Below are 25959 nucleotides of genomic sequence, written 5' to 3' on the forward strand. Positions count from 1 at the left end.
TGGGGTGGCGAGGATGGCGGTTGCGTCGCCTGGACGATTCAGCTCGCGCGCTTGGGCGAGTCGAGAACGGCGGCGAGATCCGGGTTCACCGCGTCGGGCTTCGCCCGGCGGTTGCGGAATTCGTCGAGCGCGGCCGGGAAACCCTCTTTGGCCAGCGTGTCCACCTGAGCGGCACCGGCCGACTCCAGGAATTCCTCGACGTGATCGCGGGTCACCACGAGTCGGTCGGTCTTCGCCTGCACCTTCTCCATGGCCAGGGCGAAGAGCATCAGCACGGCCGGGAAAAGTAGCGCGGCGAGTCCTTGCATGGGGACCAGTAAACACAATCGGGGGCCCCGGACCCAACTGCAGCGGCGGCCGTCACTGAAGTGTTACCAACACGCGATCGGTGTCCTGCGGTATCCGTTCGGACGACGGATTCCGAGTGTCCGAGTCGTGACCGTCACGTCACCCTTGTCCGGACCTGGCTACCCTGAACTGGGTGAGCGCACGTAGATCCGGGCAGACCAACGAGTCGGCCGCACCGCAGCGGGCCCGTCGTGCCGAAACCCCGCTCGGTCTGGTGCGTCGCGCCCGGCGGATGTATCGGGGGCTCGAACTCGAATTCCCGCACGTGTACTGCGAGCTCGACTTCACCACGCCGCTCGAATTGTCCGTGGCGACGATCCTGTCCGCCCAGTGCACCGACGTACGGGTCAACCAGGTGACGCCCGCGCTCTTCGCGGCGTACCCGACCGCACGGTCCTACGCGGAGGCCGACCGGGTGGAACTCGAGGAGATGATCCGCTCCACCGGCTTCTACCGGAACAAGGCCAACTCCATCATCGGCCTGGGGCGGGAGCTCCTGGAGCGGTTCGACGGCGAGGTTCCGAACACCCTCAAGGAGCTGGTGTCCCTGCCGGGCTTCGGCCGCAAGACCGCCAACGTGGTGCTCGGCAATGCGTTCGGCGTGCCGGGGATCACCGTCGACACACATTTCGGGCGCCTGGTGCGCCGCTGGGGCTGGACCGAGGAGACCGACCCGGTCAAGGTCGAACATGCCGTCGGCGAACTCTTTCCCCGCAAGGACTGGACCGACCTGTCGCATCGCGTGATCTTCCACGGCCGCCGCATCTGCCATGCGCGGACACCGGCGTGCGGCGTGTGCATCCTCGCGAAGGACTGTCCGTCGGCCGGTCTCGGACCGATGGACAAGACCGAAGCGGCAAAGCTCGTGAAGGGACCGGAGACCGAGCATCTCCTCGACCTGGCGGGACTATCGGCGAAGTGAGTGACAACGATTCGAGCGAGGCGGCGAACGCCTCGCGTGGTCCATGGTTCTCGTCGGCCGCCCGGTGGACGCTGGTCTTCATCGTCGTGATGATCGCCCTGATCGTCGCGATCTGGCCGCGGGGCGCCGACGATCCGTCACCGACACCCGCCGGTGGACCGCCGTCGACCGGACTGAACGCGACCGGCGCGCCGGTGGCCGAGGGGGATCTCGCCCGTGCGCGATCGGAGGCCGCACTCCCGGGCTGCCCGACCGGCGGCGCGGCCCCCGCGCCCGGGTCCGTACTGGCCGGTGTCGTCGAACCGTGCCTCGGCACCGGCGTGCCCTACGACGTCGGAGCGCGTACCGCGGGCAAGCCGCTGGTCATCAACATGTGGGCCGTCTGGTGTCTGCCCTGTCGGCAGGAGATGCCCGAACTCGCCGCGTACGCCCGGCGCGCCGGTGATCGGGTGAACGTGCTCGCGGTCCACGCCCAGGAGGGCGCGCGTAACCCGTACCTCGCCCTGCAGTTCCTCATCGAGAACAAGATCCAGCTGCCGGTTGTGCTCGACACCGAGGCGCGCGTGGCGGCAGCGGTCGGAGCGCCGCGGGTGTTCCCGTCGACGATCCTGGTCCGGCCCGACGGAACGGTCGCCAAGGTGCTCCCGCAGGTTTTCGACAGTCCGGACGAGATCGCCGCGGCGGTCCGCGAACACCTGGGGGTCGACTCATGAGCCGCACCGACGATCATCTTCGGCGCCCGCACATCGGGCCGCTGGTGCCCGACACCGACATCCCGCCGTGGATGCGTGCGCTGACCGGCGATGTCGCCGCCGTCGCCGATTCGGTCCTCAACCGGGGCGGTGACCGTGGACGCTGGGCGTCGATGCTGGGTCGTGACAAGCGTGCCGCCGCCGTTCTGGTGCTGGTCGCGGGCAGTTGGGACGCGGCCGCCGATCATCCGGGCGGACTGCCCGCCGACGCGGACATCTTGCTGACCGAGCGTGCGACCACACTGCGCCAGCACAGTGGTCAGATCGCGTTCCCGGGTGGCGCAATGGATCCCGGCGACGATTATCCGGTCGGTACCGCACTGCGGGAGGCCGCCGAGGAAACCGGGTTGTCCGAGCACGGTGTGCACGTGGTGGCGAACCTCCCGTCGTTCCCGGTACCGGTCTCGGGTTTCGATGTCACGCCGGTTCTCGCCCACTGGCGCGAGCCGAGCGAGGTCGGTGTGGTGGACACCGCCGAGACCGCCCGTGTGGCGCGGGTGAATCTGCGGGAGCTGCTGTCGCCGGAGAATCGATTCCAGGTGAAGCGAAGCGTTCTCGGTGCCCGCGCGTACCAGGGGCCGGCGTTCATGGTCGACGGTTTGCTGGTGTGGGGATTCACCGGCGGCCTACTGGCGGCGATCAGCGATGCCGCGGGTTGGGATGTGCCATGGGATCATGCCGATGTGCGTCCCCTGGATGAGGCGATCGAGGCTGCGGGTGGCAGGCAGACCACCGGCTTTGCGGCGATCCTGCCGGAGTCGATGCGGCCGGGCCGCGGCGCCGGGAGCGAAGCGAGCGGGCCGGGTGTCGCCGCCGGGAGCGAAGCGAGCGGGCCGGGTGTCGCCGCCGGGAGCGGCGCGAGCGAGTCCGGTGCCGACGGCGATGGGTCGACCTCCGGTGCGGTGACTCCATGACGGGTTCCGCATGGGTCGACGTGATCGTCCTGGTCGTCGCGCTACTCGCGGCGGCCAGTGGTTTCCGGCAGGGAGCAGTGGCGTCGGGGCTCGCCTTCCTCGGAGTGATCCTCGGTGCGGTTGCCGGGATTCTGCTTGCCCCACATGTGATCTCGAACTTCGACGATCAGCGGACCCGCCTGCTCGTCGGTGTGCTGTTGCTCATCGCGCTGGTCGTGGTGGGGCAGGTCTCGGGCATGATCCTGGGCCGGGCGGCGCGTAGCGGTATCCGGTCCCGTGGGGTGCGGCGCGTCGACAGTGTCGTCGGGTCGGTGCTGCAGTTGATCGCGGTGCTGGTGGCGGCATGGCTGCTCGCGATTCCGCTCTCGAGTTCCACTGGTACGCAACTGTCCTCGTCGGTGCGCGGGTCCAAGATCCTCGGTGGTGTCGACGATCTGGCGCCGCAGTGGTTGCGTGATCTACCCCGGGATTTCAGCGCGCTGCTGGACAATTCGGGACTACCGCAGGTCATCGGGCCGTTCGGTCGCACGCCGGTCACCACTGTGCAGCCGCCGGATCCGGCGCTCGCGCGCCTGCCAGTCGTGGATCAGGTACGGCCGAGCGTGATCAAGGTCGAAGGCACTGCGCCGAGTTGCCGACAGGCGTTGGAGGGCAGCGGTTTCGTGGTGTCGCCGGAGCGCGTGATGACCAATGCGCACGTGGTGGCCGGCACCCGACGGCTGTCGGTGTCGTCTCCGAACGGTCAGCAACTGGCTGCGCGCGTCGTCGTGTTCGACAGCAAGAACGACATCGCGATCCTCGACGTCCCCGGATTGACCGCGCCCGCACTGCGGTTCGCGGAACGCCCGGCGCGCACGGGTGATGACGCGATCGTCCTCGGATACCCGGAGGCCGGACCGTTCACCGTGAGCCCCGTCCGCGTCCGAGAGACCATCAATCTGTCCGGACCCGACATCTACCGGACGGGACAGATCCTGCGCGAGGTGTACACCGTGCGCGGCCTTATCCGGCAGGGCAATTCCGGTGGGCCCATGATCAATTCCGATGGCGAGGTCTTCGGCGTGGTCTTCGGCGCCGCGGAGGATACGACCGATGAGACCGGATTCGTGTTGACCGCCAAGCAGGTTCAGCCGAACCTCGCCGACTCGGAGAGCAAATCCGCTCGCGTCAGCACGCAGGCCTGCGTGCACCCCTGATCACCGCCACGGCCTGCCGCGACCTCATCTCGTTCCCGCGACTTCGGCCGAGGTCGCAGGAACGAACCGAGGTCGCGTGAATCGCGATCACGACCTGGGCGGCGGCGTGTAACCGGACGGAGGCGGGGGGTAGCCCATACCCTGCGGCGGCGGTGACGAAGGCGCGTAGGTGGGTGGAAACATCGGAGCGTGCGGGCGCGGTGCGGGCCCCGGTTGCGTGGGCGCATAGCCGGACGGCTGTGGCGGCATCGGCGGAAACGGCTGTGGCCCAATAGGTGTGGTGCTCATGGCGACGCCGATCGCATCGGCGGCTGAAACGAGGCCGAGGCACAGACCAACGGCGATGAGTGTCGCACCGGTGGACACCAGGATGGTGTAGGAGTCGCCGAATCGGTACACCGTGACGAGTGTTGCGACGATATGTGCGAAGAACGTCGCCGCGAATGCGCCGCAGGCCACCACGAGCGCGGCAACCATGCCGATCCATGCACCGGCACTTCGGCGACGGGCCACCGCCCACCCGATGGTGATTCCGAATAAGAACAATCCGACACCGGCTGCTCGCGCGATGTCGACAATCTCGCGGCTGAAGCCGAACGTGTAACTCATCGCGATCACCATCGCGGCGAGCCGGTTGAGGATGAAGAACAGTGTGGCGAGTCCTGCCGCCCTGAGTCCCTGGCGGCGGGAGCGCGCCCGGAACAGCAAGAGCCAGGCAAGCGCCAACTCGAAGAACAGGCCCACGAAAATCTTCACCCACATCAGCGGTATCTGATTGCCGCGGGTCGTAGCCCAGCCGACGGCGATGCCGGCGACCGCCCACACCACGAAGATCCCGATGATCGAGCCCGCACTGATCAGTCCGTCGACCACTCCGGAGCGTTCTCGACGTGCGGGCTCGGGGGCCATCGGCGACGGCCCGGTCGGCGGGTAGGGGAAAGGCGTGGTCATGGCGACGATGATGACACGCGTGGCACCGGGGTCGCGCGGTGACGTCCGCCGATTCATTCGGTCGGAGCGAACGTCAGGCGTGGAGGAAGTCGATGATGCGCTCGTTGGTGCGTGCCGGCGATTCCTGATGCGCGAAGTGGCCGCTGCCCTCGATCTGCCAGTACGTCATGCGGGCGGCCCACTCGTGGCTGCCGGCCATCAGGTGATCGAGGATGAACGGGTCGTCGCGACCGCGCAGTGCGAGCACCGGGATGTGCAGGCGCTGATTCATCAACTCCATGAACCGCATGCCGTCCGGTCGGAACTGGGAGCGGAACGCCCAGCGCTGATACTCGAGACTGCAGTGCGCGACATAGGGGATCTGGACCGCCGACCGGTTGCGGGCGACGGTGTCGGCGAAGTCCTCGGTGCTCTGCCATCGGGCCGAGGCCCGTTCGCGGAAGTAGTCCTCGATGAAGGCGCCGTCCCGTCGGGTCAGGTGCCGCTCGCCGATCCGCGGCAACTGATTGCGGAGGAAGCCGGTCAGGAACGCCGAGCGTTGCCTGCGGTCACGGAGAACCTCGCGACGCAGTGCTCTGGGGTGCGGCGATGCGATGACCGCGATCCGGTTGACCACGCGTGGGTGCAGGGTGGCGGTGGCCCAGCAGACGAGCCCGCCGTCGGCATGGCCGACAAGACTCGCCTCGGTATGTCCCAGGGCGCGGATGAGGCCGTTGGTGTCACCGGCCAGCGTCCATCCGTCGTAGCCGCGTGGCGGTTTGTCGGAGTCGCCGTAGCCGCGAAGATCCACGGCGACGGCGCGATACCCGGCGTCGGTCAGCGCGGTGAGCTGATGCCGCCAACTCCACCAGAACTCACCGAACCCGTGGAGCAGGAGAACGAGCGGCCGATCGGCGAGCCACCGGCCGTCCATTTCCACCGCATGGAAACGCAGACCGTTGGCGCGGACGTCGAAGTGATGCCAGCTGCCGGGAATCCGGACGCTGGACGGGTCGGGACCCGCCACCAACTCTCAGCCTCGTCGGGGATCGTGCGCCCGGGGCAGTTCCGGGTGAAGATCGTTCGACGACGTGGCCGCGTGCTTGCCCGGCAGCACGGTCTGCACTTCCTTGACGGACTCGATGGTCTTCTTCGGTCCGCGCACCTTGCGGAAGAACAGGTATCCGACGAACGCCATCACCACGGTGATCAGCACGAGAATCAGGAACACGATGAGGAAGGCGAGCCAGCGCGACACCCAGTTGTCCAAGAGTTCGGCGAGGAAGAAGAAAAAGAAGAAGCTGGAGTACAGCGCCATCACGCCGGCGACGATCAGCAGGCCGGTACCGGCGCCCGCCTTCTTCGCCTCGCCGACGAGTTCGGTTTTGGCCAGCGCCACTTCCGATCGGAAGAGCGTGGACACGCTCGCGGACGCGTCCTTGACCAGGTTGCCGATGGTCGGCTCACCGTCGCGTCCCAGGTTCGGGTCGGACAGCGGAATCGACGGGACCGATCCGGGTCGTTGCGCGGGTTGGCCGTGCTCGTTGCGGCTCACTGCATCCTCCGTGGCTCGGGTACGCGGTTCATGTTGCCATGCGAGGCCGCATCGGCGTGGGGGCTACCCGGCGTGTGGGTGCCGAACATTCGCCGGGATTCCCGTCAGTTGCCGCGGCGACCGTGATGTGCGCGTAACGCCGCGAGTGCCGCGACGGCCGGTTCGCGGTCGTCCGACAGGCCGCGGAGCAGGTCGTCGGCGGTCGGGCCGGGCAGTTCGACGAGGGCCTGAGCGAGCCGTATTCGTGCGGCGCCCGCGAGGCCCTCAACGTGGAGACGCCGTCCGAGATCGGCGGCGACCTCGTCGGTGGTGCCCGCGGATGTCGACAGATCACGCAGCAGATCGGCGGCATCGACGTCGCTGGTGCCGTCGATGATCAGGTCGATGAGAGCCGGGATGACCGACAGGTCACCACGGGCGCCGAGGGCCAGTGTCGCCCTGGCCGCGACAATCGGATCCGTGTCGTGCACGGCAGGCCGAAGGACATCGGCGACCTCCGGCGCGGAGAGCTTGGCGAGTGCGGCCACAGCCCGTCGCCGGACCGCGGTATCCGTCGCACCGAGTCCGGCCGACAGCACCTCGACGCCGGAGCCCGCGAGCGACCACATCAGCGCACCACCGACGACCGGGTCGTCCTCGGCGAGGAACGCGTCGGCGATGGCGTTCGGAGACAGATGGCTCCCGGAGGCCAGGGCCGCGCGGTACCGCTCGTTCGATGACGGCCGCAGACCGTTCATCAGGCGGACGGTGGCGAGGACGTCGGTCCAATCGTCGGGTCCCGCGTCGGCGACGCGTTCCAGTGATGCCAACAGTTCGCGTTCTCGTGCCAGCCGACGACGGGACCGAGCGGCCAGTTCGTCGATGAGTGCGCGTGGGTCGGGCATGTCCCGGTCGCGCAGAACGTCGCGAATGTCGTTCAGCGACAGTCCGAGTGAGCGGAGACCCTCGACCCGGAAGAGTCGCGCGAGGTCGTCGGGGGAGTAATCGCGGTACCCGCCCGGGGTGCGCCCGGCCGGGGTCACCAGCCCGACACGGTCGTAGTGCCGGAGCATCCGGGCGCTGACCCCGGACCGCTCCGACACTTCGCCGATCAACATGGCGCACCGATCATCCGGGCGGCTCCGCCATGGGCGCATCCTTCAGGGACACCGCCCGTTTCGCATCGTCCTCCGCTCCGGCGAACTCCCCGTCGGGATCGATCATCAGCCGGTCGATCTCCGACGCGTGTTCGCGCACCTCCGCCGATGCGCTGCGCCGGGCGTCGAGCAGGACCGGGATCGCGGCATCGCCGAGTGCGATCAGTGCGCGTGCCAGGCTGCGGCGGACCTCCCGGCCACCGCGGCCCAGTTCCTTCGCCAATTCCGCGGCGAGCCGGAGCCGGTCGTGTGCGGGGACCAGGACGACGGACGCACGCCAGGCGGCCCGCGCCACCTCGTCGTCGCGATCGTGGAGCAGCGGCCACGCCGTATCGCCCCAGCCGGCGGGCGAGCCGATCTTCGACAGGGTGTGCAGGGCCTGACTGCGCGCCTGCGCGCTCCGCGACGACAGCTCCGCCACGAGCGCGGGAACGGTCACCTCCGTCGAATGCCGCGTGAGTGCCCAGGTCAGCATGTCGCGCACGAAGAAATCCGGTTCGACACCGGCCCGCCGCACCAGCGCCGCCACGGCGTCATCGTCCGGTTCGGTCCCCAGGGCGAGTGCCGCCTGCAATCGCATCGACGACGCACCCTCCGTCAGTGCCCGATGCAGCCGGTGGCGCCGGTCCTCCGTCATCGCGTTGTTCATCGCGATCACCTCCTCGGCACCCAGTGAAAACCTTGTCACAGTGACAAGGTCAAGCGCGAGGAAGTCAACTGCTGGTTGAGCCCGAACGCTGGTTGAGCCCGACCGCCGGTTGAGCTTGTCGAAACCCCGCACGGGCGGATTTCGACAAGCTCAATCAGCGGGGGAATCGCTCAACCAGCGGGGTGCTCAGTTCTTTCGCCGGCGGATCGCCTCGAAGACCGACGGGTCGACGAGTGTGGAGGTGTCGCCGAGTTCACGGCCCTCGGCGACATCCTTGAGCAGGCGCCGCATGATCTTGCCGGACCGGGTCTTCGGCAGTTCCGGCACCACATTGATCTCACGCGGTTTGGCGATCGGGGAGATCTCCACCGAAACCTGTTCGCGCAGTTCGGAAATCAGGGCGTCGCCGGTGTCCTCGACACCTTCGCGCAGGATCACGAACGCCACGATGCCCTGTCCGGTCGTCTCGTCGGCAGCACCGATGACGGCGGCTTCCGCGACGCCGGAGTGTCCGACGAGCGCGGACTCGACCTCGGCGGTGGAGATGCGGTGACCCGAGATGTTCATGACGTCGTCGACGCGTCCGAGCACCCACAGCGCGTGATCGTCGTCGAAACGCGCGCCGTCGCCGGCGAAATACCAGCCCTGGTCGGCGAATCGCGACCAATAGGTCTCCTTGAAGCGCTCCTCGTCACCCCAGATGCCGCGCAGCATCGACGGCCACGGCTTGTCGAGGACGAGGTAGCCCTGCTCGCCGGGGCCGACCGGGTTGGCGTCGTCATCGACGATCTGTGCGCTGACACCGGGCAGCGGGGCCATCGCGGACCCTGGCTTCGTGACGGTCACGCCGGGCAGCGGCGAGATCATGATCGCGCCGGTCTCGGTCTGCCACCAGGTGTCCACGATGGGCGCCTTGTCGCCGCCGATGACCTCGCGGAACCACTTCCAGGCCTCCGGGTTGATGGGTTCGCCCACCGAACCGAGGAGCCGGACCGACGACAGGTCATGAGCATCGGGAATCTGCCTGCCCCACTTCATGAAGGTGCGGATCAGCGTCGGGGCGATGTAGTAGATGGTGACGCCGTACTTCTCGATGATCTGGAAGTGACGGTGTTCGTCGGGCGAGTTCGGGGTGCCCTCGTAGATCACCTCGGTGGCGCCGTTGGAGAGCGGCCCGTAAACGAGGTAGGAGTGGCCGGTCACCCAGCCGATGTCGGCGCCGCACCAGAAGACGTCGCGGCCTTCCTTGTGGTCGAACACGTAGTGGAAGGTGTACGACGCCTGGGTCAGGTAGCCGCCCGAGGTGTGCACGATGCCCTTGGGCTTACCGGTGGTCCCGGACGTGTAGAGCAGGAACAGCGGGTGTTCGGCATCGAAGGCCTGTGCCTCATGCGTCGGGGACTGTTCGCCGACGGTGTCCTCCCACCACACGTCGCGGCCCTCGACCCAGTTCAGGTCCGGATCGTGATTGGTGCGGCGCACCACGAGCACCTTCTCGACGGACTTCGCGGCATCGTCGCCGGTGCCGAGTGCCTCGTCGACGGCGGTCTTCAGCGGGGCGGGCTTGCCGCGGCGGAACTGGCCGTCGGTGGTGATGACGAGCTTCGCTTCCGCATCGTCGACGCGGGAACGCAGTGCGCCGGAAGAGAATCCGGCGAAGACCACCGAGTGGGTGAGTCCGAGTCGGGCGCACGCCAGCATCGAGACGATCGCCTCGGGGACCATCGGCATGTAGATGGCCACGCGATCGCCGGGCTTCAGGCCGATGGCCTCGAAGTAGTTGGCCGCCTTGGACACCTCGGCGAGGAGTTCGTCGTAGGTGATGTCGCGGGTGTCGCCGGGCTCGCCGACCCAGTGGATCGCGACCCGGTCGCCCTTGCCCGCGGCCACATGGCGGTCGACGCAGTTGACGGCGACGTTCAGTTTGCCGTCGGCGAACCACTTGGCGAAGGGTGCGTCCGACCAGTCGAGGACCTGGGTGAAGTCGGTGTCCCAGTCCAGACGCCGGGCCTGCTCCGCCCAGAACTCGAGGCGATCGGCCTCGGCGCGGTCGTAGAGTTCCGCGCCGGCGTTGGCCTGGGCGACGAACTCCTCCGATGGCGGATATCCCTGGGCGGACGAAGTGGTGGCGGAGGACATGAGTGGCGTGGACCTTTCGCTCTCGGGGCGCATCTGGCGCATGACACCGCGTGACATGCGAGGACGATGGATTCTCATTGTGAGGGTAGTCACGTTGGAACGTCGTTGCAGTATCCGGTGGGTTCAGCCGTCACCGGGGCGCGACGAATGGTCGGACCGATACGACGAGCGGTGGACGTCGCGGCGTCGTGCCCCGCCGGTTCGCCGGATTCCGGGGCACTATCGTGGACGCGTGACATCCGATCCACTGGCGCCGCTCCTCGAACTGCCCGGCGTGGCCGAGGCCTCCGACCGTGCTCGCGACGCGTTGAGCGCCGTGCATCGGCATCCCGCGAATCTACGCGGCTGGGACAAGACGGCCACCGAGGCTTCATGGCGTGCCGGCCGGTCGTCGGCGGCGATCGACGGCGGCAGCGTCGAACTCCGCCGGGACGGCGACTTCGACGATCCGCTTCTCGCCGGTGCGATGCGGGTGGCGCAGGAACTCGACGGCCCCGCGCTGGAGCAGATCACCGCGGTGTTCCGGCGGGCACCGGCACAGGCCTTCGCGCGACTCCACATGTTGGCGGCGGCGGATCTCGTCGACGACCCGGACATGCTCGGACGCCCCGCGGCCGGCGCACAGGTCGCGCCGCGGCTCGATCTCCTGGGGCAGTTGATCACCGGCGCCACGCGAGCGCCCGCGCCGGTGCTCGCCGCGGTGGTCCACGGCGAACTGCTCGGCATCGGCGCCTTCCCCACGGCGAACGGCATCGTGGCGCGGGCGGCGTCACGCCTCGTGTCGACGTCGACCGGTCTGGATCCGCACAACCTGGGTGTGCCGGAGGTGACGTGGCTGCGGCGCTCGGCCGAATATCATTCCCGCGCGGCCGACTTCGCATCCGGAACACCGGAAGGTGTTGGTGGATGGATCATCCTGTGCTGTGAGGCGTTGGAGGCCGGGGCCGCCGAGGCGCGGTCGATCGCCGATGCCGCGCGCGGAAACTGAAAACTGCTGCGGCGCAATGTCGCCGATAGTCTCCTGACAACGCACTGCGGGCGGCCTCCCCGGCCGATGGCCGGGTTGCCGCCCGCGTAGCACGAGCCCAAGTTACCAAGCGTGCTTGGTGGGTTGTGTGGACCGCCTCGGCGAGGGACCGTGATCCCAGCCAGTCCGCCTCAGCGAGAACCAGTTCGAAAGATGGTGCCGTTCTGCGCGTTTCGAGGTTATCGGATCGATTCGTTCCGTCTCCCCAGGCCTTGCGGCCCGGTCCTGATCGGATCGATTCGTCCGGCTCGAACGGGGAATTCCTCGGTTCCCGACGGGGTCCTCCTGACACTCCGTCGCCGGCCCGTGCTACTGGTCACTGACTTGTTCTGTGCTGGTCCCGATATCGCAGGCGCACAACGCTTTTGCCATATGCGGCGCGCTCCGCGTGGGTGCTTGCCGCTCGTGCTGGGAAGTGCTCGGCGTGGGGGTCCGCTCCTTCTCTTCCGGATCGAACTTTGCCTTCCGAGATTCCGTACCCACTTTGTACACCGTGACCGCGATCACATCAAGAGGCTCGTTCGTTCAAAGTTGCGGTGGGTTCTTTGTCCGAGTCGTCGCTTGCCGGACCGTGCCGCCGTCAGCTTGCGCGGTGGCGTCGCAGCGAATGCCAGCCGAACGCACTCAGGGCCGCCACGCCCGCACCGAGGCCGATGGCCGCCGTCGTCCGGGCCGATGGTGTGGGAATCCGCGAGTGCAGGGGGACGGAGCGGCTGAAAGTGAGTACCGGCCAATCGTTCTCGGCCGCCCTGCGGCGCAGCTGGCGATCGGGATTCACGGCCGCGGGATGTCCGACCGCGGCCAGCATCGGGACGTCGGTCACCGAATCGGAGTATGCGTACGAGCGGCTCAGGTCGTAGCCCTCCGAGGCGGCAAGGGCGCGCATCGCGACCGCCTTGTCCTCGCCGTAGCAATAGAACTCGAGCTCGCCCGTGTAGTGACCGTCGACGACCTCCATGCGGCTGGCCTCCACATGATCGACGCCGAGCAGTTCGCCGATGGGAGCCACCATCTCGTGGCCGGAGGCCGAGATCAGGATGATGTCGTGTCCGCGCCGGCGGTGGCTGTCGATGAGTTGGGCCGCTTCCTCGAAGATCAGGGGAGTCACGATGTCGTGCAGTGTCTCGTGCACGATGGCCTTCACCTGGCCGACGTCCCATCCCCGGCACATCTCGGTGACGTGCCGACGGAGATGTTCGACCTGGTCGTGATCGGCGGCGGTGACCATGAACAGGAACTGCGCGTAGCTGGATTTGAGCACCGAACGACGGTTGATCAGGCCTTCCTCGAAGAACGGCCGCGAGAATGCCAGTGCGCTGGACTTCGCGATCACCGTCTTGTCGAGGTCGAAGAACGCCGCGATACGTCCGCTGTTGCCCGCCGGTGCGGTGTCGGTCACAACGGCCAGCGTACGGCGTGGATGGGCGCCGCGTAACCCTTGCGCGCCTGACGGGTCGTGCACCCTCTCGGCACGGGCAAACATGCTGGCAGCGATCTGAAAACCGAGCGTAGGAGAGATTTTGTTGTAGTTGCAATTATTCGAGAATGGTGTGTATAGCCGCTTTTAGCCGGCTGAGATTGCCGGTGCCCTTCAGCCCGACCCCCCGGGGCTGAAGCGCGATGACCCCGGCCTCCTCCCCCCCTGGCCGGGGTCGTCCTCTGTCTGAGGCTGTTTTCGCCGTTCCGCGCCATCTTTCCGCACGGTCTTCGTTCCCGCATCCGGAGCATCGCTCAGCTCCGCTATCGTAAACGCAGTCTGTTCGACATCAACGACTCGGGGGAACGATCGTGCCGTATCTGGGGCTCATCTATCTCGTGATCATGGCGATCGCGTTGTTCGACATCATCAGCACCGACGACCACCGGGTACGTGGTCTGCCGAAGATGGCGTGGGTTCTGCTCGTGATCGTCCTGCCGCTCGTCGGTGCCCTGCTGTGGCTGGCGATCGGGCGCCCGACCGCCGACGACGTCCCACGGGCGCGCGGTGCGGCATCGGAGTTTCCGGAGTACGAGCGGCCCGGTCGTTATATCCCGGCAGATCCCGAAGCGGATCGGGAATTCCTGCAGAACCTGCGCGATCGTGCTGAGGAACAGCGCCGGATCGCCCGCGAGCAGAAGGCGCGTGAGGCCGGGGAACCCGAGCCGCCGGCTCCGGCCGACTGACGGGTTCTCCACAGGCATCAGTTCATCCACAGGGTGACGTCGTGGCGCGGTCGCGGACGGTGATCACGTCCGTGAGGCGGCTGATGATGGCGCCATGACGGATGAACTTCTGGTCCTGGTGAACACCGAACTCCGCGACCCGGTGGCCCGATGTGCGGCGGCGGCCGGTTATCGCATCGTGGTGGCCGAGCCCGAGGATTGCCATCGCCAGTGGCTGCGGGCCCCCGCGGTCGTCGTCGATGCCGACTCGGTGCGCGAGCTGTCCGACATCGGGCCTCCCCGGCGGCCGGGCGTGATGATGGTCAGCGCGGCCGAGCCCCCGGCGGATATCTGGCGGCTGGCGCTGGGCCTCGGCGCCGACGATGCAGTGAGCCTGCCGGCGGATGAGGCCCACTTCGTGACGCTGCTCGGGGAGATCCGGGCGCCCCGGAGCGGTCCCGGTCGTGCGGTGGCGATCATCGGCGGTCACGGCGGTGCGGGTGCGAGCACACTGGCCGCCGCGGTCGCCCTGAGCGCGGCCGATGACAGCCGGGCGCTATTGCTCGATGTCGATGATTTCGGCGCGGGACTCGATCTGCTGCTGGGGATCGAGCGAGTGCCCGGATTGCGGTGGCAGGACCTGTCGCTGGCCGGTGGTGCGATCCGGGCGCAGGCGTTACGTGATGCACTTCCGCACGCGGACGACCGTCTGGCGGTCCTCGCGCCGCGCCGGGACACCGAGATCCGTATCGGTGCCGATGCGGTGCGGTCGGCGCTGGACGCGACACGCGCCGACGGTGATGTCGTGGTGGTGGATCTACCGCGGTCGGATGGCCCGGTGTCGCGGGCCGTCTGTGAATCGGTGGATCTGATCGTCGTACTCACGACGGCGACCGTGCATGCGGTCGCGGCAACACGGGCCGTCGCGGCGGTGGCATGCCGGTACGGTGCGGCGGTCGAACTCGCGGTACGTGGCCCAGCACCGGGCGGGTTGCGGCCCGCACAGGTCGCCGAGGCCGTCGAACTCCCGCACCTCGTCACCTATCGTCCGGATCCGGGACTGACGGGCCGGGTGGAGTCGGGCAGACTCCGCGTGGGGCCGCGACAACCGCTCGGGCATGCGGCGCGCGAGGTGATCCGCCGGCTCGACCGCACCGACCGGACCGTCGCCTACCGGGCCGCGTCATGACCGGCACCGCCTACGGCGAGTTGCTCGATCGCGTGCGCGACCGCCTCGCCGCCGATGCCGCGGAGCCGACCGCCGAGGTGATCGCGGACGCGATCCGCGCGGAGTCCGGTGGAGTGCTCGGAGACATCGATCTCCTTGCCGCACTGCGCTTCCTGCAGACCGAACTCATCGGTGCCGGATGCCTGGAGGGGCTGCTCGCCGAACCCGACATCGCCGACATCCTGGTCGTCGGACCCGAGCACGTGTGGGTCGACCGGGGACGTGGATTACGCAGGAGCAGTGTGCGTTTCGACGACGAGACATCGGTCCGGAGGCTCGCCGTACGGCTGGCCCTCGGGGCGGGCAAACGCCTCGACGATGCGCAACCCTGGGTCGACGGTCAGCTGACCGGTGTCGGCAGACGGGGATACGCGGTGCGGTTGCACGCCGTCATCCCGCCGATCGCGGCCGACGGCACCTGCATCTCGCTGCGGGTACTCCGCACGGCCACACGGGACCTCGACGATCTCGTTCGCCTGGACGCCGTGCCCGCCGAGATCAGCGAGACGGTGCGCCGCATCCTTGCCGCGAGGCTCGCCTTTCTCGTGGTCGGCAACACCGGAAGCGGCAAGACAACGTTGCTCGGTGCCCTCATCGGGGCGATGGATCCGGCCGAACGGATCCTGTGTGTCGAGGACGCGGCCGAACTGAACCCGCCCCATCCGCACGTTGTGCGCCTCGTCGCCCGAACGGCGAATGTGGAGGGCGCGGGCGAGATCCACGTCCGCGCTCTGGTGCGGCAGGCGCTGCGCATGCGGCCGGACCGGATCATCGTCGGTGAGGTCCGGGGTGCCGAGGTCATCGATCTGCTGACCGCGCTCAACACCGGTCACGACGGTTCAGCCGGGACGCTGCACGCCAACTCGACCGCCGAGGTGCCCGCACGCATGGAAGCGCTTGCCGCACTGGGTGGAATGGACCGGTCGGCGCTGCACAGTCAGTTGGCGGCCGCCGTCTTATCTGGGGTTAGGCTTCGCCGTTACCGATTGTTACCGATGAGCCTCCTGGCACCCCGCGAGCCTAAGCGGAGACACGTCCCAACACCACTGTTACCGATTGGGGCTCGCTGGGCGCGCGTCCCACATCGCTCAACGCCCGCCGCCGCCACCTGCCTGTCCCGCCAGAACGGTCGGGCTCGATGATCACCCCACGCCCCGGCAGCAGCATTTGGCGGCGAGTCGACGATGGTCCTACCGCGGTCATCGAGACCAGCATGGCTCCGATGGACTCCGGTCACCACGATGATGTCTGGGCGGCGCTGGAAGAAGGCACCTGGATATTTCCATGCGACGCACCTGGGATCGAATTCGAGGTCGAAAGTGTGCTGTCCCACCCCGTCAGCCAGGGCGGTATCGTCGTAGTCGCGGCGGAACGGCCTTCGTTCGGGATCTGGGAAAGACTCGACAGCTGGTCGCCGAGGGCAGGCTTATAGCGGGGCGGCCGAACGTGCATCTGTATTCTGTTGCAGCAGGGTGGCATTCAGATCAGCCTACCCCTGGATCGCTAGTTGAACGTCACGATCTCGCTTGTGTGCGTTTCGGCGGTGTACTTCATTCCGACCTGGTACCGCCGAACGATCCCATCGTCGGCGGGAAACTCGACTTGGACGCTGTACATCATCGCGTTCAGCTCGGGTGTGGGCTGGTCGCCGCGTTTGCCGAGCCTGAATCGCAAGTTGTAGACGATTCCGTTGGTCAGCTTCGCCTTGATGGCATTTGCCAAAGCGTTGATGTTCAGGTCGTATAGGCCCGCCGCGCGCAGGGAGTTGTGGTGTTCTCGGTTGAGGTAAGTAATCCGGCTCTCGTCGATCACCACCCGTGTCGCCGTGGCTGGCTGAAGATTTCCTCCAAGTAGGCTCAACGCGACCGAGCTATCGACATCGGCCCACTCCGGGATTCCATTGTCCAGGCGGTGCATGAGAAACGGTCCATATAGCGCCTCGTCAATACCGATGACTCTGAAACCATTTGCCTCGTAGGGGTATCCAATAAGGTTCACGTCGCCATCAAGGTCCATCTCGCAGATGATGTCGTCGTGCAGACGTAGCCCTACTTGCGGCAAGTACAGGCCCGCTTTGAGAGGGGTCCATGTGGAGCAGTCAACGTAGCCGAGGTAGCCGCCGGATGCATCCAACAGTGCTGCAGCGATATTCGAGCGCTGCGCTGCAGACAGATTCGTCATGTAGACGACGAAGTAGCAACTCGCAGGTAGCTGAGGCCAACTGCTGGGACCTACCAGGCGTCGCGCGAACTCTTGCCACAAGTATCGATCGGGCAGGCCAGCAACGTCACCCACTCTCAGGGCGGTCTTGTCGGGCCCGTGCTGTCGTAGCACTGGTACCCAGCTCTGCGCGAAATCGTATCCGTACGATGCTCGCTCAGATCGCGTCGAATCGAATACAAAGGCAACCTCGTGGCGGCCGGCTCTGGGCACGAGCGCGTTTGACAGCCGACCGTAGTCGATCGAAGCAGCTTTCAGCTGCGCCTTCAGGAGGCGATGGTCATGACGGAGCATGGCCTGCACCTGATCGGGCTGCAAGTCGTAGCGGCTGATGAGGCTGGTAAAAGCGATGTTGGAGTAGTTGTTCAGCGAATGGATCGTGAATTCCTGAAGGCCCGGTGCGTCGTCAGAACCGGGGGTCGATGCCATGCCCTCATGCTTCCAGATGCCAGACCAATTTCGGGTGAGAGTCTTCCTGAGCGCAGTCAATCACAGACTGGCGGCCACTCTCTGGGCTTCGGCGCGAAGCTCAGAGAGGTTCGGGACGTTCAGATCGACGGTTCGTATGTAGATCTTGTGGCCGTTGAATGTGTACGTTACGTCCACCGGGGCGGTCATCTGGGGATACAGGAGTAGACCATCGCATCCGAGAGCTGTTGTATACGTGCCGATTTGGTATAGATGAGCGTTATTGAAGGCGAGCTTGCCGTGACGCGTCTTGATGAGGGCTGGTCCCCACTTCAGGTCGACGGCCAAGCGTGGGTGCGTTCGCGGACCGATGGTCAGATCGGGTTCGATCGTGATCGGTAGCTCGGGCTTCCCGTCGCTGTGTGCGAACGCCGATCGATATCGAGGCTTCGAGCGGAGTGCTGTGACTCCGGAATCAGCAAGGGCGGACTCGACGGTGTTTTCCCAGACTTTCCACATGAGTACGAAGAATGCTGGCGCGGTAAGAGCCCCTGCGAGGTCGGCAACACCGGCGCCTTCGAGGGCAAGTCGCGCAAGCCGGAGACTGGGCAGATAGTGCTGGTTCAATCTGGTGAGTTGTACCCGGTCAAATTGGGTCAGAGACAATCTGGTTGGGCGAACATTGCTGAGTTGGTGTAGAGCGTCGTCGTACATCCGCCGGACGTTGCGGTTGCGTACCGTCGGAGCGAGCAGATCGAGCGCCGCACGGAGCAGCTGGTTCTCCGGGGTATCAACCACGAAGTCGGTGTACTCGCAGTCTAGGAGGGGGAGCTTTGCTGGGTTCGTGATTGGCCGTGTACGGCCGCGTACGAACGGAAGTTGCTCTCGCCGTTCAACGTATCCTCGCCGCAATCCACGGGCCATGAGTGTATTGACTTCGCTCGCGAGCTGAATGAGGAGCCAGTCAGACGGGGAGGTATCGGTGACGCTGGTGATTCCAGCTGGTGGCGGCGGAGCGAGTGTCCGGTAGGCGAGCGCAAGCATCTCGGGGAGGTTGTTGATGGCAGCTTTTGGCTGCACCACGATTCCTCGGCCGCCGGGGAGTGTGACGCTCCCGGCGTACCCGGTCTTGGGGCCGACTCGCGCGAGTACTGAGGTTCCGTTTGCGCTCAGCTCTGTCAGGTGCAGTCCGTGTCGGGCTCGGCGAAGTGCCCGCATTTCCGCACGAGAGAATTCGTGTTCCTGGGCTGGATCGGTCTCCGTGAAGTGAAGTGTTTCAGCCATTCTGATTACTCAGGAAGGCATTTCGGAGGTCCGGTAGGTCGTCGGTGCGACCCAGTAGGTGGTCGCGGAGTACCGGTTCGAGGTCTTCGTCCCAGATGGTCTCAAAACCAACGTCCGCGAGATCGGCTCGAATAAGGAATGCGTGGCCTATCGCCCGGTCACCATCGAGTAGTTCGGTGACTTGGTCGTTGAGGCGTCGGAGCCGGTTGGAAGCCTCGAGTCCGAGTGCCTTCGTGGTGTAGCGGTCATGCCAACGTTCGATGGCGGCGTAGTCGACTCCGAACTGAACCTCCTTGAAACGCCGTCTCATTGCCGCGTCGAGCAACGATACAGACCGGTCGGCCGTGTTCATTGTCCCGATCAGCCAGAGGTTGTCGGGGATGTAGAACTGGTCGTTGCTGTAGGCGAGACTGACTGCGTTGTCTTCGCCTCTATACTCCAGCGCGAAGAGGAGTTCTCCGAAGACGCGGGGAAGATTAGCGCGGTTGATCTCATCTACGATCACGAAATAGGGTGCAGGGTAATTCTTTTGAGCCTCGCTAACGATCTTCTTGAAGATGCCATCGCGCAGTTCATAGCGAAGGGCGCTGTTGGCTGGGTCCGCCTCGGGTCCGGTCGATTGCGTTGCGCCATCACTGTTCTCCATGGCATCAGCGTTGTCATTTTCGTGGCTGTTGTTTGCCATGACCGGTCGGATTCCTTCGACAAAATCCTCGTAGGCGTAGGTCGGGTGGAACTGGACAAGTTTGATCCGCGAGGGTGCGGTCATGGCTGTGGCAAGTCTGCGTGCGGCGAGGGTCTTGCCGGTCCCAGGTGGGCCGGAGAAAAGCAATTGCCGCGCTCTGCCAGTAAGTGCGACGAGCCTGCGTGCACGATCTTCGTCCCAGAGGAGGTCGTCGACGAGTGTTTGGATCGGGTCATGCGCGGTGCCTTGCGCTGCGCTGTCGAGCGGCACAAGGAACTGCAGGAGACTACGAAGCTGGTCAGCGATCGATGAGCCAGCCGCATCCAGTGACTGCGGGTCGACGAGCAACTCGGCGCCACCGGTGGTGGCGGGGTCGGCGGCCAACTCTGCCACCCAATCGTGCGAGGAGGCCGACTGCGTTGACGTGCCGTTGGGCTTGGAAATGGTGAAGACCCAGCCGTCCTGCCGTAGTGCGTCCAGCGTATCGATGTCACCAGCCGGAAGCCCCGCCAACGCTCGCCGGAAACGTTGGGCACGTTCGTTTGCTTTCGGTGACGCTGTGTCCGCTCTGTCGATCTCTGTTCGCAACCGCATACCCTGACCATCGAGGGAGACGGCCAGTCGAAATCCAGCGGCACCGCTCTCGGGTCTTGTCAGGATGATCGCGATCGGTCCCGGTGTCGGGGCTTCGATCGACACCGGGCGATCCATGTCGTTGGAAGTGAGCCGTGAGATGCGACCAAGCAAGGCCAACCGCGCACGTAGTCGTTCACCGTGTGCCTGGTCGGCGCTCGACAGCGGTGGACCGCCCGACGCGCTCTGCGCCACCTGGGCGGCAAGAACGCAGTCGCTGGAGGTGTATGCCGCAGTAAGAACCGGCTTATCTCCGGCACTGAGCCTCCAGACTGTCGCCGGGGACCCGGATCGGGTCTTGCGCTTGGTCCCTGAGTCCTCGATGTAGCCGTTTTGCAGCAGTTCGCCACGGCGAGGCCGGATGTTGCTCGCACCGCCCGGAGGCTTGAGTCGCTCGTCGAGTTCATGGTCGGTCGAGCCATGCGCACCACTGTCGGCGATAGCCATGAGGACTCGGTAGCGCCAGTTCTGCGTGTCAGCGATACCGCGTTTGTTGCCGATGAGTTCGCTGAAGATCAGCTCGTCGATGTCCGCCACACTGAGCACACTAGACCAGCGAGGTGGGGGCGAGATGCTAGGTGGATGGTATGGGTGCGCTCACGTTTTCAGCGCCCGGAACGGTGAGCTGCGACAGTTTCGCGATGGCACCTCGCGCGAGCTCCGCGTAGACCGGGTCGCGTTCGATTCCGATGGATTGGTAGCCGAGGGCTTCTGCGGCTGCCAACGTCGACCCAGCCCCCGCAAATGGGTCGAGCACGATTCCCTCACCCAACGGCAGCGATGCCCGTACCACTGCCCGCAAGAAGGACTGTGGTTTGAGTGACGGGTGTGGTGCGATCTCGCGCTCCTTCTTCGGAGTCGGGCTCGATCGAATGACATCCCCGAACGGCTGGGCGTCGCTGATCCGACGCAGTCCGCCAGTCTTATACTTCCTGAGATTGTCGGCGACAGTGCGTGTTTCGATAGGCCGACGGTAGACGAGCCATGGTTCCCACTGCGCGCGAGCCATCACGGACACGTCATCGAATTCCTCGTGGGCATTCTTCGGTCGGTCGCCTCCGCGCATGGTTTGTACGAGGCGCACGATCTCGCCGCGACGTTCGAGTCCCGCTTTGTTCAGTGCCATCGAAATATATGGCGAGACAAGGGGATTGCACGCGAGTATGACATGGCCTCCGGGAAGCAGGGCAGGAAAAAGGGTTGTCGCCCAGGTTGTGAAGAACTCGTGCAGCGAGGTCAGGTCGGATGCAGACATAGTGGTGAAACGAGGCAGTGGTGCGCGCTGGTTGCCGTCGAAGGAGGGGGGTTTGCGCCACACGCCGCCCTTGCCTGCACGCAGTTTCGCGAGGTGCTTGTCGCTGTATTCGTGCAGGCCGTAGGGCGGGTCAGTCACCACGGCCGCAATGGATTTCTCTGCGCGGTTGCCGAGCCAGTCTAGGCAATCGGCCGTATGTAGTTCGGTGTGCCCGATTCGGAACGGCTGAGTCTTGGTGTCCTTCGACTTCTTCGTTGGACTCATCGCTTTGCCCTGTTGAGGGTGTAACGGCCCCTGCCGGTGCGCGAGAATTTCTCGGGCGTGTTGATGTTCAGATACGACCGAACGCTCGACGCGGGGACCTCGGTCTGCAGGTCGGCGCAGACAAGTTCGCGGAGCTCGGCTACGGTCAGCTCTGTCTTCTTGGCCTCAAACACTCTGATGATCGCATCGCGGACGACGCCTGGCCCCCTGCGGGTACTGTCTGTCATCGTGGCCGACCTCCGAATTCGCGTTGTGGTGTAGCAGGAGCGAGAGTAGCTATGGGCACTGACTATAGACGTCTAGACGTCTTGTGGTCAGCACCGGGGCCCACTGGCGTGTCGCAAGTCACACATAGCAGCGCAGAGCAGCGCTGCGCGACGAGCGGTCATGATCAACCGAATCTTCTCGTCACGTTCGAAGTGGTGTGAGAACCCGGCTACCGGTCGAGTTCGCCATACAGCATCTCGATCGTTTGCTTCTGATCGGCGATGACAGATCTCAGCTGCTTGTTCTCGACCTCGCAGGCTGCAATCTTGCGACGCAGCGCCGCTACGATCGCCGCCTCACGGCTGGTGGTTTCGGCAGCAGAGTTCGGAGCGCGGGCGCCACGATATTGGTCGATCGTCGCGATGACGTCCGTGTGTTTATAGATGGTCTTGCGGGAAACACCCGCGCGTGCAGCGACGGCCGCGACGGTGATAGGTGCGTTGGCCTTGCGTAGGTCTCGGAGTGCTCTGTCGATGTCTCGGCGTTTGGCGGCGGCCACCGTGTCGCGGTGGCGGGCGAGTCCGCGCTGTGCCTTCTCGCCTGGCGGGGGAGGCTTCGACGCGTTCACTGGGACTTGCCTGGATGGGCGCCGGGATCGTTGGTGGCAGGCTCGGGGCTCGCGGTTGTGTCGCTGGAAGCGGGGTCGGCTTTGCGTAGTACAGATTCGTGGCTGCCTCGGGTCTTGATTTGGAGCAGCGGCAACCTGTTTGCGGTTCCGGCTCCGCTGATGCTCCGGCCGTCACCGTCGGGTGATGCGTCAGTGTTGAGGCGGTCGATGATCGCATCAAGTGAGGTGATCTCGCGGCGGCGTTCGTGGATCCACACGTTGTCGTCGGTGAGTTCGCGGCCGGTGCGGTCGAGATATTGGCGTCGCCGCACGTCGACGAGGGCGATCGTCTTGGCGCGTTGGTCTTCGAGTTCTTCGAGATGTGTTGCATCGGTGGCGAAGTGCCCACAGGTCAGGCACGCGTTGCCTTTGTCGCAGGTCTTCAGGGGTGGTAGTAGACAGACCCCGTTGGGCAGTACTCGGTCGGTGCGTTGGGACAGTTGGGTCATGTCGAGGATGTCGGTGGGGCTGATGCCGATGTCCACTCCAGCGGCTCCGATTTTCTTGTGGCGCAGAAACTCTGCTTCTGCGGTGGCGGCGAGGGTGGCTGCGTAGCGCAGCGTCATTTCTGGTGAGGCGTGACCGAGGTAGCGCTGTACGACGTGGATCGGTACGCCGTCGTTGAGGAGTTCGGTGGCGCGGGTGTGCCGCAGCCGATGTGTTTGGGAGAACCGCAGTGGATGCCCTGCGGCGTCGGTGAGACCGTGAATTTTGTCGAGCTTGCTCAGCTTCTCGCGGTAGGAGTGGTAGGTGCGTGGAAGCTGCCCTTGATGCTGATGTCGGATGCCGAGGAACAGGTACTTCGGCGTCAAGGCCGGGTATCGAGCTTTGAGCCACGCCTGTTGCTCGTGGATGACGTTGACGACGGCTTGTTCGACGAGAATCGTTGGGAGGACCCCGTCGACCTTGGTCTGCTGGTATCTCAGTTTCGCCACGAATGCGTCTGGGTCGTCCGACTCGGTGGGGCGTTCCTGGCCGGGAATCGGCAGGAGAGGGTCAAAATCGAGCATCAGTATCTCGGACGCCCGCCGACCGGTTAGCGCCTGCAGAAGCCAGGTGCGGGCTGCTTGAGGATCGCCGAGGCCGTCGACCAGGGAGATTGTTGAGTCGGGGTGAGTGATGGCTACGGGGACAGCGCGGTCACCGGCGAGCACGTCGAGGTAGCAGAGCATCTGCTGTAACTCGGAGGTGGAGAACCATGTCAGCTCACGCTGGTTCTTTCCTCGTCGGCCTTTGAACGCCGGCCCCCACAGGCGGGTGTGTGAGTCGGTCAGCTTCGCCCACCCGTTGTTGCCGGTCGCGAGCGCTGCTTCGTCGGCGTTGTCGGCCATGAACGTGTAGAACACCTGAGTTTGAGACTGGGTGGCGTCGATTGCGCTGTCCGACAGTGGTTTGTCTGGTCTGAAACCGGCGTCGGGCGACGAGAGGTAGTCGGAGAAGTCGGAGAAGAACTGGCGCAGCGCAGCGCGGTTGTCGGCGATGATCGGGTCGTTGATCTCGTGTGAGGTCAGAAACGGACCGAGGTGGCGGGCAGCGTCGCGGGCACGCTCGGTCACCGATGACCAGCGCAGCAACTCGCCGGTGAGCGAGGTGCGCAGCCAGAATCTGATGCCTTCGCGGAACCACACTGGTTCGATCGGTCCGAGTCTGACGGACTTGTCGTGGGTGGGTTCATGTTCCCGGACCGGAATACGCGGGTCGGCGCGAAGGTCCCACACATCGTGGGCCCACCACGGTTTCGCGGTGCAGCGTACCGAGACGTAGAGGTGGAGTTGCTCGATCATGTGGGTGATGTTGCGGCGGGCGCCGGTGCTCGGCAGTCGCTGGTTGCGGCGTTCGAACCCGACGAGTGCATGACGGATCAGGTGTGCCACGTCGAGATCGGCGATACTCGTTGGTTCCCGATGGTGCGCGGCCTGGTATTCCGCGACGGCGGCGTCGAGGGCGCGACCACACCACTTCAATAGCGACGGTTCCATCTTGCGAATACCTTCATGCCCGCAGAGCCACACCCACCAGGCAATTTCGTCGCAGAACCGTTGCGGCACAGACGCTGGAGTGAAGTCGTGGAACTCGGCTGCACGGTTGGCGGTCATGTAGCGCTGGTTCTGCAGGAACACGGTGTTCGCCGGGGCGGTGTCGATGCTGTACTGCAGGGTGCGCCATTCCTCGGGGACCCTGGCCCATTCGCGACCCCACACCGGGTCGGTCAGTTCCAGGCCGGGAGTGGTAGGGCGGTGTGCCCGCGAGCCAGAAGGTCTATTCCTGTCCGCTGTCATGCAGTCCCTTCCACCCCGCGACATAGTTCTTCCACTCTGCGACGGAACGCATTTCGGCGTCCTCGGTCACCCACCCATAAATCGACAGAGTTGTTTGCACGTCGGCGTGCCCCAGTCGTCTCATGACGACGTGCTCGCGGACTCCATTGAGGAGCAGTGCTGTGGCGTGCGTGTGCCGAAACCAGTGCGGTGTCCACTGGTCGGGCAATTCAGCCGTCGCTTTGCTGATTGTGTCGACCTTGTCGTACACGGTGTCGGGGCGCATCGCCGCGTATCGCTCGCCTCTGGCGAGGTTGACGAACACGAAATGTGTCGACAGGTCGTTGACGGCGACATCTGCCCCTTGCGCGATCAGTTGCCACACGAACTCGCTGTAAAGACCGACCAGGTCGTCGCCGATGTAGATGCGACGTGCACCCGACTTCGCCCGCACACCGTGCGGGTGGTCGTTGCGGCCAGCAATCTGCACGTATGGAGTGTCGCCGCCGCTGATGTGAAAGTCGTGGTGGCGCAATGATAGTGCTTCGCCCAGCCGCATTCCCGTTTCAGCCAGTACTGCGAACAGCAAACGGTCGCGTAACCCGGAGGCGCTCCCTGACCACTCCTGCTCAGTCTGTGTCGAGCAGGCGTCGAGAATGGCGACGACCTGGCCTGGCAACAGGATCGGAGTCTCGGTCCGGTTGGGTGTGCGATGCCGGTAGATGGGTTGGTCACGCGACTGTTGTGGGCCGACTCCGGTCAGAAAAGGCGAGTATGGATTGCGGCGTGCGGTGCGGGCGTGTGATGAGTAGAGGCGGCGATAGGGGCCGGTGAGGTCGTGGGCGTCGGCGAAGTATCGATACATCGAGAGCACTGCCGCGCCGCGAGGCTGGAGAGACGAATCAGCCATACCCACGTCCTCGGCCGGTGGGCCAATCCGCGCTGTATTAGGTAGGTCGCCACTGCGGAGATAGCGCAGGAACTCCCCGAACAGCGTGGTGGGAAAGTCATCCCACGCATGACCGGTGTGCTCCAGGACTGTCCACCACGCGGCCAGCCCGTATGCGTAAGACGGGACTGGTGCACGGTTAGGTGACATCTGATCTGGCTTGCCCCGGGAGGGCGGCCTGGAAGGATGAC

The 25959-nt window shown here is 65.5% G+C and carries 24 protein-coding genes; 8 read left to right on the forward strand and 16 right to left on the reverse strand.

Annotation, left to right across the window (positions count from 1 at the left end; genetic code table 11):
- Positions 1 to 38: 38 nt before the first annotated feature.
- Positions 39 to 308: a hypothetical protein gene (locus AC4JJG_RS14785; protein ID WP_495398145.1), complete on the reverse strand. Its 270-nt coding sequence runs from the start codon at positions 306 to 308 to the stop codon at positions 39 to 41.
- A gap of 272 nt (positions 309 to 580) precedes the next feature.
- On the opposite strand from AC4JJG_RS14785, the gene nth reads away from it, so the two are divergent.
- Genes nth through AC4JJG_RS14805 form a run of 4 tightly spaced genes read left to right on the forward strand, consistent with a single transcriptional unit; the run spans position 581 to position 4132 of the window.
- Positions 581 to 1270: an endonuclease III gene (gene nth, locus AC4JJG_RS14790; protein ID WP_495399561.1), complete on the forward strand. Its 690-nt coding sequence runs from the start codon at positions 581 to 583 to the stop codon at positions 1268 to 1270.
- Entirely contained in the window at positions 1267 to 1983 is a 717-nt protein-coding gene (locus AC4JJG_RS14795; RefSeq protein ID WP_495398144.1) for a TlpA family protein disulfide reductase, read from the forward strand. The genes nth and AC4JJG_RS14795 overlap by 4 nt, the downstream gene beginning before the upstream one ends.
- Entirely contained in the window at positions 1980 to 2936 is a 957-nt protein-coding gene (locus AC4JJG_RS14800; RefSeq protein ID WP_495398143.1) for an NUDIX hydrolase, read from the forward strand. The genes AC4JJG_RS14795 and AC4JJG_RS14800 overlap by 4 nt, the downstream gene beginning before the upstream one ends.
- Positions 2933 to 4132 (forward strand): MarP family serine protease, encoded by a 1200-nt coding sequence (locus AC4JJG_RS14805; RefSeq protein WP_495398142.1) that lies wholly within the window; start codon positions 2933 to 2935, stop codon positions 4130 to 4132. The genes AC4JJG_RS14800 and AC4JJG_RS14805 overlap by 4 nt, the downstream gene beginning before the upstream one ends.
- A gap of 87 nt (positions 4133 to 4219) precedes the next feature.
- Here the strand turns inward: AC4JJG_RS14805 and AC4JJG_RS14810 are convergent, their stop codons facing one another.
- The 6 genes from AC4JJG_RS14810 to acs all read right to left on the reverse strand — a co-directional run bounded on the left by AC4JJG_RS14810 (position 4220) and on the right by acs (position 10541).
- Complete coding sequence (locus AC4JJG_RS14810; protein ID WP_495398141.1) at positions 4220 to 5083, reverse strand: hypothetical protein; 864 nt, start codon at positions 5081 to 5083, stop codon at positions 4220 to 4222.
- Positions 5084 to 5156: 73 nt separating this feature from the next.
- Complete coding sequence (locus AC4JJG_RS14815) at positions 5157 to 6092, reverse strand: alpha/beta fold hydrolase (RefSeq protein WP_495398140.1); 936 nt, start codon at positions 6090 to 6092, stop codon at positions 5157 to 5159.
- 3 nt (positions 6093 to 6095) lie between these two features.
- The gene (locus AC4JJG_RS14820; protein WP_495398139.1) at positions 6096 to 6617 is read right to left on the reverse strand and encodes a phage holin family protein; all 522 of its coding nucleotides are present in this window, start codon (positions 6615 to 6617) and stop codon (positions 6096 to 6098) included.
- A 104-nt stretch (positions 6618 to 6721) separates the two neighbouring features.
- Positions 6722 to 7714 carry a MerR family transcriptional regulator gene (locus tag AC4JJG_RS14825; RefSeq protein WP_495398138.1) on the reverse strand — a complete coding sequence of 331 codons (993 nt, stop codon included), beginning with the start codon at positions 7712 to 7714 and terminating at the stop codon, positions 6722 to 6724.
- A 10-nt stretch (positions 7715 to 7724) separates the two neighbouring features.
- Positions 7725 to 8441 carry a HEAT repeat domain-containing protein gene (locus tag AC4JJG_RS14830; protein ID WP_495398137.1) on the reverse strand — a complete coding sequence of 239 codons (717 nt, stop codon included), beginning with the start codon at positions 8439 to 8441 and terminating at the stop codon, positions 7725 to 7727.
- Positions 8442 to 8588: 147 nt separating this feature from the next.
- Positions 8589 to 10541, reverse strand: a complete 1953-nt coding sequence (gene acs / locus AC4JJG_RS14835) for an acetate--CoA ligase (RefSeq protein WP_495398136.1) — start codon at positions 10539 to 10541, stop codon at positions 8589 to 8591.
- Between the two features lie 232 nt (positions 10542 to 10773).
- Here acs and AC4JJG_RS14840 point away from each other — a divergent pair, with 232 nt between their 5' ends.
- Positions 10774 to 11529, forward strand: coding sequence for a Fic family protein (locus tag AC4JJG_RS14840; RefSeq protein ID WP_495398135.1), 756 nt, complete (start codon positions 10774 to 10776; stop codon positions 11527 to 11529).
- 619 nt (positions 11530 to 12148) lie between these two features.
- On the opposite strand, the gene AC4JJG_RS14845 is transcribed toward AC4JJG_RS14840, so the two are convergent.
- Complete coding sequence (locus tag AC4JJG_RS14845) at positions 12149 to 13030, reverse strand: HAD family hydrolase (protein ID WP_495398134.1); 882 nt, start codon at positions 13028 to 13030, stop codon at positions 12149 to 12151.
- Between the two features lie 326 nt (positions 13031 to 13356).
- Between AC4JJG_RS14845 and AC4JJG_RS14850 the strand changes: the two genes are divergently transcribed.
- The 3 genes from AC4JJG_RS14850 to AC4JJG_RS14860 all read left to right on the forward strand — a co-directional run bounded on the left by AC4JJG_RS14850 (position 13357) and on the right by AC4JJG_RS14860 (position 16080).
- Positions 13357 to 13731: a PLDc N-terminal domain-containing protein gene (locus AC4JJG_RS14850; RefSeq protein WP_495398133.1), complete on the forward strand. Its 375-nt coding sequence runs from the start codon at positions 13357 to 13359 to the stop codon at positions 13729 to 13731.
- 94 nt (positions 13732 to 13825) lie between these two features.
- Positions 13826 to 14899, forward strand: a complete 1074-nt coding sequence (ssd, locus tag AC4JJG_RS14855) for a septum site-determining protein Ssd (RefSeq protein WP_495398132.1) — start codon at positions 13826 to 13828, stop codon at positions 14897 to 14899.
- A complete protein-coding gene (locus AC4JJG_RS14860; RefSeq protein ID WP_495398131.1) occupies positions 14896 to 16080 on the forward strand; it encodes a TadA family conjugal transfer-associated ATPase in 1185 nt (394 codons plus the stop codon). Before ssd ends, AC4JJG_RS14860 begins: the two co-directional genes overlap by 4 nt.
- Before the next feature lie 361 nt (positions 16081 to 16441).
- Here AC4JJG_RS14860 and AC4JJG_RS14865 read toward each other — a convergent pair whose 3' ends face one another.
- The 8 genes from AC4JJG_RS14865 to AC4JJG_RS14900 form a co-directional block, all read right to left on the reverse strand.
- Positions 16442 to 17587: a hypothetical protein gene (locus AC4JJG_RS14865; RefSeq protein WP_495398130.1), complete on the reverse strand. Its 1146-nt coding sequence runs from the start codon at positions 17585 to 17587 to the stop codon at positions 16442 to 16444.
- 60 nt (positions 17588 to 17647) lie between these two features.
- The gene (locus tag AC4JJG_RS14870; protein WP_495398129.1) at positions 17648 to 18850 is read right to left on the reverse strand and encodes an McrC family protein; all 1203 of its coding nucleotides are present in this window, start codon (positions 18848 to 18850) and stop codon (positions 17648 to 17650) included.
- Positions 18843 to 20705, reverse strand: a complete 1863-nt coding sequence (locus tag AC4JJG_RS14875; RefSeq protein ID WP_495398128.1) for an AAA family ATPase — start codon at positions 20703 to 20705, stop codon at positions 18843 to 18845. The genes AC4JJG_RS14870 and AC4JJG_RS14875 overlap by 8 nt, the downstream gene beginning before the upstream one ends.
- A 37-nt stretch (positions 20706 to 20742) precedes the next feature.
- Positions 20743 to 21687, reverse strand: a complete 945-nt coding sequence (locus AC4JJG_RS14880) for a DNA-methyltransferase (protein ID WP_495398127.1) — start codon at positions 21685 to 21687, stop codon at positions 20743 to 20745.
- The gene (locus tag AC4JJG_RS14885; protein WP_495398126.1) at positions 21684 to 21914 is read right to left on the reverse strand and encodes a hypothetical protein; all 231 of its coding nucleotides are present in this window, start codon (positions 21912 to 21914) and stop codon (positions 21684 to 21686) included. The genes AC4JJG_RS14880 and AC4JJG_RS14885 overlap by 4 nt, the downstream gene beginning before the upstream one ends.
- A 209-nt stretch (positions 21915 to 22123) precedes the next feature.
- On the reverse strand, positions 22124 to 22522 hold the full coding sequence (locus AC4JJG_RS14890; RefSeq protein ID WP_495398125.1) for a DUF6262 family protein: 399 nt from the start codon (positions 22520 to 22522) through the stop codon (positions 22124 to 22126).
- The gene (locus tag AC4JJG_RS14895) at positions 22519 to 24840 is read right to left on the reverse strand and encodes a tyrosine-type recombinase/integrase (RefSeq protein ID WP_495398124.1); all 2322 of its coding nucleotides are present in this window, start codon (positions 24838 to 24840) and stop codon (positions 22519 to 22521) included. The genes AC4JJG_RS14890 and AC4JJG_RS14895 overlap by 4 nt, the downstream gene beginning before the upstream one ends.
- Positions 24821 to 25959 (reverse strand): tyrosine-type recombinase/integrase (locus tag AC4JJG_RS14900; protein WP_495405784.1); only part of this gene is annotated, 1139 nt, incomplete at its 5' end. The genes AC4JJG_RS14895 and AC4JJG_RS14900, both read right to left, overlap by 20 nt.

The sequence above is a fragment of the Gordonia sp. B8661-1 genome (genome assembly GCF_059427765.1).

Bases quoted from the DNA above. Each gene is read 5' to 3' on its own strand.
- AC4JJG_RS14785 (WP_495398145.1), bottom strand. From the start codon at position 308: ATGCAAGGACTCGCCGCGCTACTTTTCCCGGCCGTGCTGATGCTCTTC.
- nth (WP_495399561.1), top strand. From the start codon at position 581: ATGTATCGGGGGCTCGAACTCGAATTCCCGCACGTGTACTGCGAGCTC.
- AC4JJG_RS14800 (WP_495398143.1), top strand. From the start codon at position 1,980: ATGAGCCGCACCGACGATCATCTTCGGCGCCCGCACATCGGGCCGCTG.
- AC4JJG_RS14805 (WP_495398142.1), top strand. From the start codon at position 2,933: ATGACGGGTTCCGCATGGGTCGACGTGATCGTCCTGGTCGTCGCGCTA.
- AC4JJG_RS14810 (WP_495398141.1), bottom strand. From the start codon at position 5,083: ATGACCACGCCTTTCCCCTACCCGCCGACCGGGCCGTCGCCGATGGCC.
- AC4JJG_RS14825 (WP_495398138.1), bottom strand. From the start codon at position 7,714: ATGTTGATCGGCGAAGTGTCGGAGCGGTCCGGGGTCAGCGCCCGGATG.
- acs (WP_495398136.1), bottom strand. From the start codon at position 10,541: ATGTCCTCCGCCACCACTTCGTCCGCCCAGGGATATCCGCCATCGGAG.
- ssd (WP_495398132.1), top strand. From the start codon at position 13,826: ATGACGGATGAACTTCTGGTCCTGGTGAACACCGAACTCCGCGACCCG.
- AC4JJG_RS14860 (WP_495398131.1), top strand. From the start codon at position 14,896: ATGACCGGCACCGCCTACGGCGAGTTGCTCGATCGCGTGCGCGACCGC.
- AC4JJG_RS14865 (WP_495398130.1), bottom strand. From the start codon at position 17,587: ATGGCATCGACCCCCGGTTCTGACGACGCACCGGGCCTTCAGGAATTC.
- AC4JJG_RS14870 (WP_495398129.1), bottom strand. From the start codon at position 18,850: ATGGCTGAAACACTTCACTTCACGGAGACCGATCCAGCCCAGGAACAC.
- AC4JJG_RS14880 (WP_495398127.1), bottom strand. From the start codon at position 21,687: ATGAGTCCAACGAAGAAGTCGAAGGACACCAAGACTCAGCCGTTCCGA.
- AC4JJG_RS14885 (WP_495398126.1), bottom strand. From the start codon at position 21,914: ATGACAGACAGTACCCGCAGGGGGCCAGGCGTCGTCCGCGATGCGATC.
- AC4JJG_RS14895 (WP_495398124.1), bottom strand. From the start codon at position 24,840: ATGACAGCGGACAGGAATAGACCTTCTGGCTCGCGGGCACACCGCCCT.